Origin of the sequence: Corynebacterium felinum, assembly GCF_030408755.1 — a bacterium.
Classification (GTDB): Bacteria; Actinomycetota; Actinomycetes; order Mycobacteriales; family Mycobacteriaceae; genus Corynebacterium; species Corynebacterium felinum.
In genome coordinates, this window is the sequence record NZ_CP047209.1 from 1,915,105 (window position 1) to 1,931,075 (window position 15,971).

General features: G+C 57.1%; 9 protein-coding genes. 4 read left to right on the plus strand and 5 right to left on the minus strand.

What is annotated here, in order from left to right; genetic code table 11:
- Window positions 1-60: 60 nt before the first annotated feature.
- Window positions 61-8,907 (minus strand): type I polyketide synthase, encoded by an 8,847-nt coding sequence (locus tag CFELI_RS08190; RefSeq protein ID WP_277103549.1) that lies wholly within the window; start codon window positions 8,905-8,907, stop codon window positions 61-63.
- A 726-nt stretch (window positions 8,908-9,633) separates the two neighbouring features.
- Window positions 9,634-10,731 carry a dual-specificity RNA methyltransferase RlmN gene (gene rlmN, locus CFELI_RS08195; RefSeq protein WP_277103548.1) on the minus strand — a complete coding sequence of 366 codons (1,098 nt, stop codon included), beginning with the start codon at window positions 10,729-10,731 and terminating at the stop codon, window positions 9,634-9,636.
- A gap of 139 nt (window positions 10,732-10,870) precedes the next feature.
- Here rlmN and CFELI_RS08200 point away from each other — a divergent pair, with 139 nt between their 5' ends.
- The 4 genes from CFELI_RS08200 to CFELI_RS08215 all read left to right on the plus strand — a co-directional run bounded on the left by CFELI_RS08200 (window position 10,871) and on the right by CFELI_RS08215 (window position 13,006).
- Window positions 10,871-11,287 carry a LapA family protein gene (locus CFELI_RS08200; protein WP_277103547.1) on the plus strand — a complete coding sequence of 139 codons (417 nt, stop codon included), beginning with the start codon at window positions 10,871-10,873 and terminating at the stop codon, window positions 11,285-11,287.
- A gap of 668 nt (window positions 11,288-11,955) precedes the next feature.
- The gene (locus tag CFELI_RS08205; protein WP_290258964.1) at window positions 11,956-12,210 is read left to right on the plus strand and encodes a hypothetical protein; all 255 of its coding nucleotides are present in this window, start codon (window positions 11,956-11,958) and stop codon (window positions 12,208-12,210) included.
- Entirely contained in the window at window positions 12,197-12,583 is a 387-nt protein-coding gene (locus tag CFELI_RS08210) for a hypothetical protein (RefSeq protein WP_277103545.1), read from the plus strand. Before CFELI_RS08205 ends, CFELI_RS08210 begins: the two co-directional genes overlap by 14 nt.
- Before the next feature lie 6 nt (window positions 12,584-12,589).
- On the plus strand, window positions 12,590-13,006 hold the full coding sequence (locus tag CFELI_RS08215) for a hypothetical protein (protein ID WP_277103544.1): 417 nt from the start codon (window positions 12,590-12,592) through the stop codon (window positions 13,004-13,006).
- A gap of 73 nt (window positions 13,007-13,079) precedes the next feature.
- On the opposite strand, the gene CFELI_RS08220 is transcribed toward CFELI_RS08215, so the two are convergent.
- From CFELI_RS08220 to pyrH, 3 genes are all read right to left on the minus strand, one after another.
- On the minus strand, window positions 13,080-13,949 hold the full coding sequence (locus tag CFELI_RS08220) for a phosphatidate cytidylyltransferase (protein WP_277103543.1): 870 nt from the start codon (window positions 13,947-13,949) through the stop codon (window positions 13,080-13,082).
- Between the two features lie 323 nt (window positions 13,950-14,272).
- Complete coding sequence (gene frr, locus CFELI_RS08225) at window positions 14,273-14,830, minus strand: ribosome recycling factor (protein ID WP_277103542.1); 558 nt, start codon at window positions 14,828-14,830, stop codon at window positions 14,273-14,275.
- A 254-nt stretch (window positions 14,831-15,084) separates the two neighbouring features.
- Entirely contained in the window at window positions 15,085-15,813 is a 729-nt protein-coding gene (gene pyrH / locus CFELI_RS08230) for a UMP kinase (RefSeq protein ID WP_277103541.1), read from the minus strand.
- Between the last annotated feature and the right edge of the window lie 158 nt (window positions 15,814-15,971).

The following is a 15,971-nucleotide window of genomic DNA, read 5'->3' on the forward strand; positions in this document are numbered from 1 at the left end:
GGGTGTGCTGGTTCTTATCTCACCAGCACACCCCCATCAGGATGTGTCCACTAACAGGACTTATGCTTGAGGATACGTCCCATCAGCACCCAAGCGAACCTCAGGATCAAGCAGCATGTTGATCTCAGCAGCATCCGCACCACTCTTCGGCAAGCGGCGATCCTGCGGCTGAACATAAAGATCACCGCGACCAATCATGCCCTTCTCCAGGGCGTGCTGGCCATTGCGCAAACGCTGGGTTGCGCGCTTGCGCCACTGCTCCCCTGCCACCTTGGCAAAAATACCAGGGTGCGCAAGCACAACCACCGCAGCCACATGGCCAAAGCCCAGCGAGGTCAACACACCAGCCTTGATCAGGCCCGCATTCAGCGGGTTACGCAACCACACCAAAGATGTTGCCTTCGGCTCAATCGCCTTATCCACACAGTCAAGGGCAGCGTTGGGCGGTAGCATCCCCGTTGTGAAGGCGTCGATAAGCCCGCCCATCTGGAACAGCGCCGCGCCACCCTTCGCATGACCAGTCAAAGTCTTCTGCGAAATCACAAACAGCGGCTTCGACTGATCGCGACCCACATGCGGCCACAGCAGCGAGTGCAACTGCGACTCGTTCGGATCATTCGCATTCGTCGACGTATCATGCTTACTCACCACCGCCACATCATCAGGGCTCAAGCCCAGCGACTGCAGCGACTTCGCAAGACGCGACTCCGTACCACCGCGACCAGCGCCCAACGCACCAAGCCCTGGTGCCGGAATCGAGGTGTGCGCACCATCAGCATAAGACTGGGCGTGCGCGATCACAGCGTAGACGGGCAGACCAAGCTCCTTAGCCACACTACCGCGCGCAACAATCACGGTACCGCCGCCCTCCGCCTCAAGGAAGCCACCGCGGCGACGGTCATTCGCACGCGAAATGAAGCGAGAATCAATACCCTTCGCAAGCATAGCTGCGGTTTCCGCCGTAGCGTTCATGTCGCCGAAGCCCGCCAAGGATTCCACCTGCACATCATCGATACCGCCGGCAACAACAACATCGGACTTGCCCAGGCGGATCTTATCCACCGCCTCTTCCACCGAGACCGCGGCGGTCGCGCAAGCAGCCACGGGGTGGATCATCTGCCCATAGCCACCAATATAGGACTGCATCACATGCGCGGCAACCACGTTCGGCAACGCCTCTTGGAGAATATCGCTTGGACGCGCCTCCCCAAGGAAGCGGGTGACGAACACCTTGTGCAAACTCTCCATGCCACCAATACCGGTAGCCTGCGTATTCGACACATCCCCAGGGTGCACTGCTTGGAGCAGCTCAGCGGGGCTAAAGCCAGCGGTGAGGAATGCATCCACAGCGGTGACAAGGTTCCATACCGCAATGCGGTCGAGCCCATCGAGCATGCTTGCCGGAATGCCCCACTTCGCAGGGTCAAAGCCATCAGGCATTTGGCCAGCCACAGTTCGACTAAGCGTCGCCTTCTTCGGCACCCTAGCGATCGCACCCTTGGCCTTGCGCACAACCCATTCCCCATCAGCATTAAGACCAATGGTGGTGCCATTTTCATCCGCATCGAGGTAGGCGCGGGCATCCTCTTCCGAATCGACCACAAACTCAATGTCGCGATCGAGGAAGACAGTAGCCACGTCGATCGAACCTTGACCAGTCAGGAAGTACTTGTCGGTCAGCTGGCGGATACCGGCACGGGCGACCACTTCATCGCGGAAGCGATCGTAGATATCTTCCTCAGCAACCGCCTGATCATTCTCGTCGTACCAGCCAGGTGCAGGATCTTCCTTCCAGGTGACAAGGCCGGTCATCCACGCGAGTTCCAGCACGCCTGCGGCGGTGAGATCGACACTGCCGTCGCGGTTGATACCCATTTCAGCTTCGTGTCGGGTACGTCCCGAACCCCAGGAGCTGACCTCACCAATGCCGACGATAACCACCATGTCATCCAACGACTGCGTAATTTCAGCGGTCTCAATCGCGGCTGCTTGCTCATGCCACACGGGGGTCGGCAGGGCCTTAATCTGCGCAGGAGTCTCAGGCTCTTCCACTTCGACGTCGCGCTCAAGACGGCTGGCCAGTTCAGGCAACGAGATGTTCGTCTCCCGCAGCCCGCCGGTGAAGTCGGCGATGAGCGGTTCGCGCTGTGCCTTCTCGCGGGCATCTGCGCTCACCAACCCGAGCAGTTCCGCAGCGATTTCGGCAGGACGGTAAATCTTAATGCCTTCTGCTTGGGCAAGCGGGATCAAGGCATCGTTGCCGCTCATCAAGTTGGTGCCAGCCACCCAGCCGATGTGGGCGTGGGCGAGGCTGACCTTTGCAGGCCAGCCGGATTCGGCATGCCACTTATTCACCACGGCATCCAGCGCAGCCTTGACCTCACCGTAGGCGCCGTCGCCACCGAAGGTTCCGCGGTTCGGCGAGCCCGGCAGCACCACATGGACACGCCCTGTGCTTTGCACTTCCGCAGCCTTCGCAATAAGCCGTTCCACGCTCCACAGCAGCAGGCGGGCCTGGTTTTCGGCCACTGGGCCTGCGTCGGTGAGCAATCCGTGCACCTTAGGCGCGGCGAAGGGGAACAGCAAGGTAGGCACGAGTGCTGGCTTGGTCACCTCGGTGACACCACCCACAGAGGCTTTTTGCTCCGTGGCAGCCCAGTTCACGAGCGCATCGGTGTCGCGGTAGCTCGACAGGTTTGCCGGAACCAGCCACAAGGCGGCATGAGCTGATGCGTTCTCGCTAAAGAGTCGGCGGGCAAATTCTTTGCGCTTTTGATCCACCCGTGAGGCTGTCATGATCACGGTTGCGCCACCTGCCAGCAGCTTTTCGACGACCGCCTGGGCGATCGAGTCTGGTGAGGCACCGGTGACAATGGCGATGTCGTTGCGGTACGGCTCTAAGCTTTCGCCACGTGCCGCCTGTGCAATAGCCTCAAGGACAGCTGCCTGGTCGGGGTGTTGCGTTGCCCAGTAGCGAGCCTGGTTGGCCACAACCTCACCGACACCAGCAAAGCGGTGCGGCTGGCCTTCGACGTAGCCGAGGGCAATCTGTGCGAGTTCTTCGCGGGCGAGCGCCCACCGGTCGTCGAAAAGCACAGCGCGGCGCTCGTCGAACACAGGTTGGACATCTTTGAGCCAGCCTGCGCCCAGCTCCGCGTCGAGGGCGGCGTACACATCATCATCGCTGCGCTCGACTTCTTCCAGCTCATTGAGGTGGCCGAGTTCGTGCAGGATGCGGCGGGCGTTGCGGGCAAGGATGCCGTCGTATCCGAGGATCTTGTCCGCGAACTCGTCGAGCGCGGCGGAATCCACCGTCGCACCGCCGCCGCTACTGCTTCCGCCGATGGCAACTGACACGTTGTGCTGAGCGGCAACGTTAGTGATCGCTGCATCAATCAGCGCTTCAGCTTCAGCTTTATTATGCGCCTTCTGTGGCAAACTACCGAGTGCGCCGCCGCGAACGGATTCACCTTCGCGGGTACCCAGCAGCAGTTCCGCTTCGATGTGGGGAACCCAGCTTGCAGGTAGATTCCACACCTTGCTTGCCCGCTCAGCGATCTGTGCGGGCTTGATTCCCGCCGCGCCGAACAGGTGACGCAGGTGCGCGGTAATCGCATCGCCGAGCACAGGGCCGAAGGCTTGGTAGGTAGGGGCTGCGACAAGAACGCGCTGGTGCAGCACCGTGATTTCAGCATCGGCGGCACCATCGATGGCGGCCACGCCGAGTTCGGCGGACATGTCCATCAGCAGCTGGTTGCGGCGTGAGGAGACACCACCGGTGAGAATTTCAGTGGTGTCGGTGCCCACGATTTGGTCGACGCGCACCTTGTTCTGGAAGGCAAACAGCACATCGATGGCATCGGCTGCGCTAAAGGGCAGATCCGTCACAGGGCCACTGCCGCTTGCCTGCGCAGGAGCAGGTGCAGGTTCAGCAACCGGCTGTGGCGCGGGTTCTGGCGCTGGGGCCGATTCAGCAGGAGCCGACTGTGCAGTTTCCGCTTCAGCTGGCTGTGCTTCTACTTCCGGTTCTTGGGCGGTGACAGCATCGTTGTACATCACCTGATCCAGATCGCGTTCGACGTTGCGCACCGGAACATCCAACCCAATGATCTTCATGCTGGCCAATGCGAGGTTGGTCAGCGTTGGGCTCGCCGCGAGGCCAACCTCGATGATTTCATCGACCTGAGCAATGAGCAGTTCCTGGGTTTCAATCCAACGCACAGGAGATGCGAACTGCCAGCTCAGCAGCTCAATCAGCAGCAGGCGGGCGAGGGCGTTTTCGGCAACTTTTGCTACCCCGCCCTGAGCTTTGAGCTCTCCTAAGCGCTCAGATGGAACCACCTCTAGAATTGCGTCCACGAAATCGTCGCTGAGCTCGAAGGGGCGCGCCACGAGGTTGGGGATGTAGCGGCCAACGAGTGCATCAACATCGATGGTTTCAGGCAGCAGCTCGTCGAGTTTTTCCTCGAATGCAGCAACACCGGGGCGCAGCACTGCGGAGTGGAAGGGCACGTCGATGCCAGGAATGAGCACGAAGGCTTTCGGATGCCCCGTGGCCTGTTCCAAAGCGGCAAGCCCGGCGCGGGTTCCGGCAACGGCGTATTGTTGGCCGGCGATGTTGTAGTTGACGATTTCGAGGTATTCGCCGGAGTGTTCGGCAACCTTGGCGACGAAGCTTTCGACGTCTTCGGCGGCGAGTCCGATGCGGTTGGGGCGTAGTGCGCCGAGTGCGTAGTTGGATTGGCCGTGCTCGTCACGTGGGACCAGCGAGTGCATGGCGGAGCCGCGGGAGTAGACGATGTCGATGACGGCTTCGAGGTCGAAGATGTTGCCCAGTGAGGCCAGTGCGGTGTATTCGCCGAGTGAGTGTCCTGCGTAGTAGGAGTTGGTGGACAGCACGTTGGCGTCGCGGAGGCGTTCGGTTTGGCCGAAGGCGACAACTGCGAGTGCGACTTGGGTGAATTGGGTGAGGTTAAGCACTCCCTTGGGGTGGCGGAAGGTGGTAGTGCCAACGGTGAGTTCGGTGGGGTTGTCGTCGATGACTTCCACGATGGAGAAGCCGAGATGTGCGCGGGTGTGGGCATCGGCGCGTTCCCAGACTGCGCGGGCGGCTGGGCTTGCGTCGCGGTCGCTTCGTCCCATGCCTTTGGCTTGGATGCCTTGGCCTGGGTAGATGTAGGCGATGCGTGGTTGGGCAAGAAGGGCTTGGCCGCGGGAGACGACTTCCCCGTCGATACGGCAGGTGACTTCGAGTGCGAGGCGGGTGCCTGCGCGTCCGACGCGTTCGACGGTGATTTCTACTTCGTCGTTGAGTTGGACCATGCCGTACATGGAGTAGGTCCAGCTGGTGACTGTTCCGTGGCGGCCGGCTACTTGTTGGGCGGTGGCTGATAGCCACATGCCGTGGACGAGTGGCGCGGGCAGGCCCACGAGGTTGGCGGCGTTGTAGGAGGTGTGGATGGGGTTGTAGTCGCCGGTGACCATGGCGAACGGTGTCATGTCGGCGGGCGCGTGGTAGGTGGCGCGGTCGATGAAGGAGCGTGGTGTGCTAGTGATGTCGACCTGTGCGTCACCGTAGTTGGGGGCTGCTATTGGGGTGTTGGTACCTTGTTGGCGTCCGCGGATGGCGAAGCGTTCCATCATGGTGCCCACGAGTGTTGTGCCGGAATACAGCTTAAGTGTGACTGTGACGATGCGCCCGGAGGCGGATTCGGCGATGGACTCGCAGTAGCTTGTGACGGTGATTTCGCGGCCGTTGGCGAGTTCTTTCAGCGGCACGTGCAGGTTGACGAGGTGGTCGAGGTGCACGGCGTTGAGCAGGCCTTCGATCACGGGGTAGCCGTCGTGAAGCTTGCCGGTGCCCAGTGCGGTGTAGATCGCGGGCCAGCAGGGGCCGACGAGTACATCGGGGGTGATTTCTTCGGGGTTGCCGCTCGAGACTCCGGCGTGGGTGCGTGGGAGTTGCGCGGGCAGGTGGAAGCTGTCGTGCACGTAGCCGTCGCTATCGACGCGCGGCAGGGCGGTGATTGTATCGCCTGCGGCGGAGGTGGAGCCGACACCTGCGACTCCGGCAAGTAGCGCGAAGACGGCGTCGGGCAGGCGCGAGTGGGACACTACTGGGCTTGCGCCGGTGGCAAAGTCGGGGCCGAGTTCCAGCGGGATGTCCACCGATTCCACGAGGTAGGGTCGGTTTTCTTTCGGCAGGTGCTCGAAGGTGGTGTCGGCGAGGATGCGCAGGGTGTAGTTGTGTGCGTCTTCTTCGATCAGTTCGAAGGCGTCCTCGTTGAGGAAGTGCGCAGGGTTGTCGATGAGGTGCCCGTGCCAGGAGATGGTGCGCGCATTGCGCACGGCGTCGTATGCGGTTGCGCCTAACCTGGAGAACTTGTGTTCTTCCTTCCCACCTGCGTTGCGCACGTGGTCGATGCATGCTTGCTCGAAGCGGCCGAGGATGCTGGCTACGGGTTCGTTGGCTTCGGTGATTCCGGCGACTGAGATGGGGCCGGGGATGACGCGCACGGCGTGTGCGGGGTAGCGGGAATCATGTGCTTGCCACAGTGAGTCGAGGCCGAACCAGCGTTTGAGGTCGCCGTCGATGATCGGCACCCATGGCATGGGCTTGTGGTGCTTGCGGTTGAGTGCGATGAACCAGGCGGCGTCGACGGGGCGTACCAGAATCTCGCGGGCTTGCGGGTAGGCGGCAAGAAGCGTATCGACGGCGGCAGGGGCGTCGGCGATCTGCTCGATGGTGGCAAACAGGGTGGGGATTTCCCCGTGATCTGCCTCATTCAAACGCGCTTCGACGCGGTGCAGCAGGTCGAAGAAGCGATCGTCCCAGGTGGGGTCGGTGAATGGGTAGGCAAGTTCGACGAAGCGTTCAACCCACTGTGCGTAGGTCATGTCTTCGAGGTTGCCAAAGTATGGTTTCGCCGTCTTATTAATCGCCTCGATGATTTCATCGGCGTGATCGGCGTAGGTGTCGGGGTCAAGCGAGGTAATCAGGCGGGAGGCGCGGGCGAAATCATTATCGATCTCGTACAAATCTGCCAACAGGTGCGACTGCCCGGAGGTCATTCCGCCCTTCGACTTCAGTCGGCCAACCCACCCTTCCGGAATACCGGGGGTGTCAACGAGTGCTTGCTTAACCTGATCACTGGTCTTCGCTTCTTTGGCTGCCATGGCCGCAGTTCCGACCAAAATGCCATCTAAAGGCATCACACGACGGCCGTGCGCCTTGGCCCACTCACCGCTTAAGTATTTTGCGGCTTTCTCAGGGGTACCGATACCGCCACCGACAACCACCACAACATTATCGCGGGCACGAAGCTTCTTATAGGTGGCCAGCAAAAGATCATCCAAGTCCACCCAGGAGTGGTGTCCACCTGCATGCCCATCCTCAATCTGAATCACGATATCAGTCTCAGGATGCGCATCGGCGATAGCGAGCACGCTTTCAATCTGCGCCACGGTACCTGGTTTGAACGCAATGAAGGGGAAACCATCGGCATGCAAATCAGCAATCAACTGACTTGCTTCTTCCAGCTCCGGAATACCGGCGGAAATGGTCACACCATTAATGGCAGCTCCTGCCGCACGAGCCTTGGACACAATCCGCTGCTGCCCAAACTGAAGATTCCACATGTAGCGGTCGAAGAACATGGAGTTAAACTGCGCACTGCGCCCTGGGGCCAGCTGTGCCTGCAGATTCCCATTATTGCGGTTAAACACCTCCTCCGAATACTGGCCACCACCAGCAAGCTCCGCCCAGTGGCCGGCATTGGCTGCCGCTGCAACAATATCGGCATCCACCGTGGTTGGCGTCATGCCTGCCAGAATGATCGGCGACAAACCAGTCAAACGGCTAAACGCCGTTTCCACCTTCACCTCACCATGAGGCAAACGCACCACCTTCGGCGCAAACGCACTGTAATCAACAACCTGTGGCAACTGTGTGCCAGGCGTTGACAAATCATCCCGCAACGCAGGGCTCGATGCATCAATGATCACCGCATCGCTGAGCTCCGCAGTCATCGCCCCCAGTGCAGAATCCAAGGAGACGAAATAGTCATGCTCGCCTACTTCCCACACAAAGGGGGTAATCAAAATATCTTCAGCGAAACCAGCCGCATCCAACTGCACCCCACAATCAGCCGACCACTGCACAATCTGTGCCACAGCATCCCTATTGCCCTCATGATGGAAGGCTGCATCCACCCCCAAATCAATGAAATCAACATCTACATGCTCCCCACCCCGAACATGCTGGTCGATAGCCGCATTGTGCTTATCCACCGATTCCTGCACCACACGGCGCACCTTCGCCAACTCCACAGCAGCACCGGAATACACCGCACGCCGCGGACTATTCGTCACCGCCGGAACACCCGGCAACAATTCAACAGGAACACCCTTGACCGCCACCATGCGACCAAAACGCGCCTGCGAAGTACCCGCCCCCAACAGCAACGCAAACGCAACACAATCAACCAACACCTCATTATCCGCCCACGGGCGCTCATCAACATGGCGTGCAGCAAACACCCCCAAAATCCCCTGCGAATGCCCATAGCCAACAAACTCCCCCAAACCCAGCTGCTTCAACTGCGCCACCGCTGCAATCTGGCCCAACACAATACCCGGAACGCTGACGGCCGGTTCGCCATCAAGCGCATGCGCTGAAGTATCACCGGCAATGATCTCAAGCAATCGTGCGTGCGCGCCGGGCACGATTTGTGCGAGTTCTCGTGCACAGGGCGCGGTTTTGTGCTGTGCTTTTTCAAGCAGTGTGATCAGCTGCTCGTTCATGAATGGGTCTGTGTTGAAAGCTGCGAGGTTTGTTTTCCAGTCGGATGCTTGTCCGCCAAAGAGCAGGCCGGGGTTTTCCAATGTGTGCAGCGGGGAGAGATTCATACCATTTCCTTCATAGAAAGTTAGGCTAGGGATTATATTTTGGGACAAAAAGCAACTGCCCCACTACGCCAGCGTAGGTTACGAAAGCGTAGGTTTAAAGGGTTTTGGATTAAAAAGTTTTTTCTCACACCCATAAGCATTTCCGCCATTCCCACCAAAAATTCCCCTCACGCTGCAGAAACATCGCCCTTGGCGGCAAAATCGCAAAGAATTTCTGACATCTGAAGCTCCTTGCTTTTCCCACCCCCATACCCCTCATCTTTCACCCCTCGCGCATTCTGCTCAGCTCAAAGCAACCCACCCCACCTCCTCCCGCTTCAGCCTCCACACTCCCCTCACACCAACCCCCACTCGACCTTTCCACCGCCAACGCACACCATACCCACCCCTTCATACCAAAAGGTCGAGCAACCCCCGCCAGCGATGCACACACCAACACTCTCCCACCTCTCACCAACCCCAAGCCCCACGCACCCAACTCGACCTTTCCACCGCCAACGCACGCCAGACCCACCCCTTCATACCAAAAGGTCGAGTAGCCTATGGGCGGTTAGCCTAAATTAGGCCGGAATGCGCCTCGACTGGTCGTCGAACTTGCAAAAAAAATTTCATGGCCCATGCGTAAACCCCCTCGCCACACAATAAAACTGTGATGAGGGGGTTGGTTACACTTACACCCACCAATGCTGGAATTGGCCAGAATCGGCAAAGTAAAATTGTTGCGCTTTAACGCTCCTCGGCCGCAAGCTGACCACAGGCTGCAGCAATTTCTTGACCCTTGGTATCACGCACAGTACAAGTCACGCCCTGGGCGATCACGCGGCGAACAAACTCGTCTTGCTGCGCCTTCGGGGAAGCATCCCACTTCGAACCCGGGGTCGGGTTCAAAGGAATCAGATTCACATGAGCCTTAGAACCTAAAGCCTTGCGCAGCTTCTTGCCCAACATATCGGCACGCCAACCTTGATCGTTCACATCACGAATAAGAGCGTATTCAATCGAGACACGACGGGAGGAACGATCCGCATAATAAGCGGCGGCGTCCAAAACTTCCTCCACCGACCAGCGGTTATTCACCGGCACAAGGGTATCGCGCAGCTCATCATCGGGAGTATGCAAACTCACCGCGAGGGTCACCGACATATCTTCATCCGCAAGCTTGCGAATCGCTGGTGCCAAACCCACCGTGGAAACGGTGACGTTACGCTGCGAAATCCCAAAACCTTCCGGCACCGGCTGGGTAATTTGGCGCACCGCCGACACCACACGCTTATAGTTAGCCAAAGGTTCGCCCATACCCATGAACACAATATTGGACAAACGCCCACCTTCCGCATCCATCGTGGCCGCGGCGGCACGCACCTGATCCACAATTTCGCCGGTCGAAAGGTTACGGTCCAAACCGCCCTGGCCAGTAGCGCAGAATGGGCAAGCCATACCGCAACCCGCCTGAGAAGAAATGCACAAAGTTGCGCGGTTGGGGTAGCGCATCAAAACGGACTCCAGTAATGTGCCGTCGTGAAGCTTCCACAGTGTTTTCTGCGTCTCCCCATCATCAGCTTCCACCTGACGCACCGGCTCCATCAAAGTAGGAAACAGTGCGTCTGCTACCTTCTCACGTGCCGCTGCTGGCAGGTCAGTCATGGTGCGCGGGTCAGCCTCCATGCGACCGTAATAGTGCTTCGCCAACTGGTTGACACGGAACTTGGGCAGGCCAAGTTCGGCAACAGCCGCGATACGTTCGTCGTGACTCAAATCAGCAAAGTGCTTCGGTGGCATACTCCGGCGCGGAGTAGAAAAGTTTAAGGGGATGGGTGTAGACATAATCCACTAATCTTGTCATGTTTTGCCACAAAGGTCGATTTCTTTGGGGCGGGAAGTGACAAGCTCGTTGCACAACAATTTTCTACGATTTTCGCCACTGTGGTTGTATTAGCACCACCATTCAAGTTGAATAGTGTTTATGCCAGAACGTAACCACAACAATTTTCAACCCGACACCACTGTAAGCGGCGACCACACCGAACCGCTGCTGGACGATACCTTCGACACTGATTTCAGCGCACCTGCAGCCGAGAACCTGCCCGCCGTGGCGGAGGACCACGTCGCACCCGCGCCCGCCCCGAAGCCTGCGGTGAAAAGCTCTTTCGCCGGGGGCACGTGGGTTGCGCTTATTATCGGCGCATTGCTGTTAATTGTGCTGCTTGTGTTTATTCTGCAAAACCAGCAGCCGGTTGATTTAACCCTGTTTGCGTGGAACTTTACATTCCCTGCCGGCGTGGGTTTCTTGCTTGCTGCCATTTTAGGAGCGCTTATTATGGCCATCGTTGGTGGCGTGCGCATGCTGCAACTGCGCCGCCAGATCAAGAAGGCACACTAAGCTTTCACGTTTCTCACCCCCGTTACTCGTTGTTATGCACACAACGCGATGTAGCGGGGGTTTTGTCTACTCACAACAAGCGTATCGACGCCGCACTCGCCCCGCCCCGATAGTGCAGGTAGTGCGTGCGTACCACACCTGGAACCGCATAGAGCACAGCAAAAATCGTGCGGACTTAAAAATTGCTATTTATTCTCAGTACCTCACCCGCAACGGTTCATCCTAAGACTTTCACCATCACGCTTTAAGGCACCACCATGCCGTGATGCCACTTCTTTCGTCACTGTTCACAACATGATTGCCGGGAACAAAGCCAGCACGATCCACCACAACCATACGATAAAACATTAAGAAAGAAACTTAAAACATTCAGGAAATACCTAAATTGCATGAAGTAAACAACATCTTAAACAACTCTTAAAACCCCACGGAATCCGCACTTCACCACCCCACACCCCACCCCTAGCTGTCACTTCAACTACAGTCAGCATGGAAACTCCCGTGCACAAATACGCCAAAGACACTAGAATTATCATGAGATTAAATACCCATAAATTTCACTAATGGGATATTGCGCACGTACGCGCATGATCTTCAAGCACAACACCTGCTAGGTCAGTCGCGTTGTGCGCACAATGATTCACCTGAGTTTTGCTACACCAAGGAGGTTGAGCCCCCATGACTTATCCACCACAACCACCTCCCCCACCACCTCCTCCGCCGCCACCTCCGCCGCCACCTCCGCCGCCGCCACCTCCTCCACCGCCACCGCCGCCTACTCCACCGCCACCGCCGCCTACTCCACCAACCCCTCCTACACCGCCTACTCCACCAACCCCTCCTACCCCACCCCAACCACCAGTGATTACCAATCACCACCACACTCATTTCCACTCGACCCCGCCACTTTTGGGAGCACTTGACGGCCGTAACGGATCTAAACTCCACGCAGCACACGCCTTCAAACGCGCCATGGGTGACCACGTCTTGGGAAATGACACCGACGTCGATGGGCTCTCCACAATCATGCCCAACCCCGCTGCACCCCCAAGCCACGCGCTGCACTACCCAGCCACAGGAACGCACGGAAAACACTCGCTCAGCGAAGCCCTGCGAGCACTGTTTCTCATGCTGTTTCTCGCCAGCATTCTCAACATCATTATTTGGGCAGGGCTCGCATTCGCAGGCAACGTCATGTATTTTTGGCCAATTTGGATCATCATCCCCCTACTCATCGTTTTCGGCCTCAAATACGCCGTGGATAAAAACCGCGCTAAGGACAGCGAGGGAGGCTAAACAGTGATGGACGAAACCCAACCCAGCACCTCACATTTCGACGGTCACGCACGCGCAACCGCAACCGCGAAAGAAGCATTCAGCAACGGTTGGATTAGCCTCGATGAACTTGACAGGCTCCTCGCCAGCATCAACCAAGCACCCACCCCCGAGCGCGCGTTAGACATTGTCGCACCGCTTAACACCATTGAATGTCGCGTACACCACACTGCAGGCACCACCGCCAACTCCGGCAACGCACTACGCGTTGCCGCAACCATCCTGTTCTACCTGTGCCTGCTCGCGTTTCTCATCAACGTACTGATCTGGGTGATTATCGCGATCACGAACGAAGCACTCTACTTCTGGCCAATCTGGCTGAGCATTCCGCTGTTTATCACTGGCTTTCTCACAATACTCGCCGAAAAAATGACCAGAAAATAAAACCCCATCATGCCCAAGATTAGGAAAAGTCCCTGCCCGCGAAAGTAACCGCGGGCAGGGACTTTCCCAACACTTAGGAGGCGATAAAACTGAGCACTAGCCAGGTGACCATCGCCGAAGGCAACATTCCATCCAAACGATCCATCACACCACCGTGACCAGGCAGCATCGCCGACATATCCTTAATTCCTAATTCGCGCTTAAACTGCGACTCCACTAAATCCCCCAACGTCGCACAAATCACCAGACCAAAGCCCAGCAAAATGCCCCACCACCAGTCGTAGCCAAGTAGAAACTGCACGGTCAAACAACCCGTAGCCACACCGAAAATAACCGAACCGGCAAAACCTTCCCAGCTCTTCTTCGGGCTCACCGCAGGAGCCATCGGATGCGAGCCAAACATCACACCCGCAACATAACCACCAGTATCCGAAGCAATCACACACAGCATAAATGTGATGATGAACATCGACCCCTTCACACCATCTTGGCCTTCAAGCAGCCACATCATCGCTGCAAAACTGCCAAACAGTGGAATCCAGGTCAAAACATACACACCCATGGCAGTATCACGAAGATAATTCTGCGGAGCAGTATGACGGCCATGATGGAACAACCGAGAAAACATCAAGAGCAACACGGCGGTCACATAACCCGACACAAGCCCTTTCGGGCCGAAAGGCCAACTCATCCACAACATCAACTGGCCACCAATGAGCAACCACCAGCGCTGAACAATATAGCCTTTCTCATGCAGGCGCGAAACCACCTCCCACATCGCAAAAAAGATCGCAATAGCAACAAGCGGATACCAGCCATGGGGAATCATAAAAATTGCGAGCAGAACTGCGGCCCCTAAACCCAACCCCACCGGAATCGCAACCTTCAAATCACGACCAGCAGAATTCTTCGGCTTCGGCAAATGCCGCACTTGTTTACTCATGGAAGCTCTCTTTCCAAAGAAGGACACCCCTACCCCCACAGGTCATCCTTCCACGTCGGCAAACCTTGGCACCAAGCCGGAGCTAACGATACCAACGTTTCCTTCAACAAAGGGGGACTAATGAACAATTCTTCCACTTTACGTCCAGCAACCTACTACTCGACACCAAACAGAAGAATACTTTTGACAAAACCTCACGCATTGAAAGCAAAAAGCCTGACGGGGAAAAACTTTCGCCATCAGGCTTTCACCACCACACGACACACACCTACACTAGGTGCCACCGATCGCGCGGCCAACAAGGGAGAAAGCAAACGAGAGGACTACACCTCCATCAACTCAGCTTCCTTCTTCGACACAACCTCATCAATTGCGGACACATACTTCGCGGTCACCTTATCCAGCTCCTTCTCAGCTGCGGTCACCTCATCCTCACCAGCTTCGCCATCCTTCTGGATCTTCTTCAGCTGATCCATACCCTTACGGCGCACGTTACGGATAGCAATCTTGCCGTCCTCACCCTTCGCCTTCGCCAGCTTCACCATTTCCTTACGGCGCTCCTCAGTCAGCTGAGGAATCGTCACACGCAAAACCTGGCCATCATTCGTCGGGTTCACACCAAGATCAGAATTACGGATAGCGTTCTCAATCTCATTCATCATCGACTGCTCGTAAGGCTTAATCAGCAACATACGCGCCTCAGGAACCGAAATGGTTGCCATCTGAGTGATCGGGGTAGGAACGCCATAGTAGTCAGCGATGACACCGTTGAACATTGCAGGATTCGCGCGACCAGTACGAATATTTACAAGATCATCGCGAGTGCGCTCAACAGAGGTGTTCATGTGCTCTTCGCACTCAAACAAGACATCATCAATCATGGTTTGTTCCTTCTAAGAATCGTCGGACCCCTAACACAGGCACCCACAAGGCACCCCGCATCAACATGCGAAGGGAAAGTCTACAAACTTCAACAATAACAGCCCGAAGCCAAAAGTAGGCAGTTTGAACCACCCGAAAACTTCCCCCACCACCACTCCACAACACCCCGGGCAAAAACAATGCGGCCCGCACCGCAAGGCATCAAGCCCCACCGTGCACGCCGCACCATAAACCACTCACAGGCTAAGAGGCTCTACGACTGGACCAAAGTGCCAATCTGCTCGCCAGCAACAGCACGGGCAATATTGCCCTCAGTGAGCAAATTGAACACCAAAATAGGCATATTATTATCCATGCACAAGGAGAACGCAGTAGCGTCAGCAACCTTCAGCCCCTGCTCAATCACCTCACGAGGAGTGATCTCACCAAACAGCTTCGCATCAGGATTCACGCGAGGATCATCGGAATACACACCATCCACACCCTTAGCCATCAGCAGAACCTCACAATCAATCTCCAATGCACGCTGCGCCGCAGTGGTATCCGTAGAGAAATACGGCATACCCATACCCGCACCGAAGATCACAACACGGCCCTTATCCAAGTGGCGCTTCGCACGCAAAGGCAAATAAGGCTCAGCAACCTGCGCCATATTAATCGCAGTCTGCACACGGCAATCAATGCCTTCCTGCTCCAAGAAATCCTGCAAAGCCAAGCAGTTCATCACAGTACCGAGCATGCCCATGTAGTCAGAGCGGTTACGATCCATCCCGCGCTCCTGAAGCTGGGCGCCACGGAAGAAGTTACCGCCGCCAATCACCACAGCAACCTCAACACCATCACGGGCAACACTTGCGATTTGGCGCGCAACATTAGACACAACATCTGGATCAATGCCCACAGCACCCCCGCCGAACATCTCACCTCCAAGCTTCAACATCACTCGCTTGTAACCAGTACGCTTGGTGCTTTGTTCAGCCATATTTCGTCCCCAGACGCCTTTCAATTGTTTGTGATTTTCTCTCACACGAATCCACAACCTCAAAACCCCCACCCACAACACCCGCCGCAACAGCAGGAAGAATAGGTGGCGACGTCGACAAGCAACACCGAAGTTGGCACACGTGCAACCCTTATAAA

What these genes read in the sequence shown, in the direction of transcription:
- CFELI_RS08190 (WP_277103549.1), bottom strand. Translation starts at nt 8,907, where the DNA reads ATGAATCTCTCCCCGCTGCACACATTGGAAAACCCCGGCCTGCTCTTT.
- rlmN (WP_277103548.1), bottom strand. Translation starts at nt 10,731, where the DNA reads ATGTCTACACCCATCCCCTTAAACTTTTCTACTCCGCGCCGGAGTATG.
- CFELI_RS08200 (WP_277103547.1), top strand. Translation starts at nt 10,871, where the DNA reads ATGCCAGAACGTAACCACAACAATTTTCAACCCGACACCACTGTAAGC.
- CFELI_RS08215 (WP_277103544.1), top strand. Translation starts at nt 12,590, where the DNA reads ATGGACGAAACCCAACCCAGCACCTCACATTTCGACGGTCACGCACGC.
- CFELI_RS08220 (WP_277103543.1), bottom strand. Translation starts at nt 13,949, where the DNA reads ATGAGTAAACAAGTGCGGCATTTGCCGAAGCCGAAGAATTCTGCTGGT.
- frr (WP_277103542.1), bottom strand. Translation starts at nt 14,830, where the DNA reads ATGATTGATGATGTCTTGTTTGAGTGCGAAGAGCACATGAACACCTCT.
- pyrH (WP_277103541.1), bottom strand. Translation starts at nt 15,813, where the DNA reads ATGGCTGAACAAAGCACCAAGCGTACTGGTTACAAGCGAGTGATGTTG.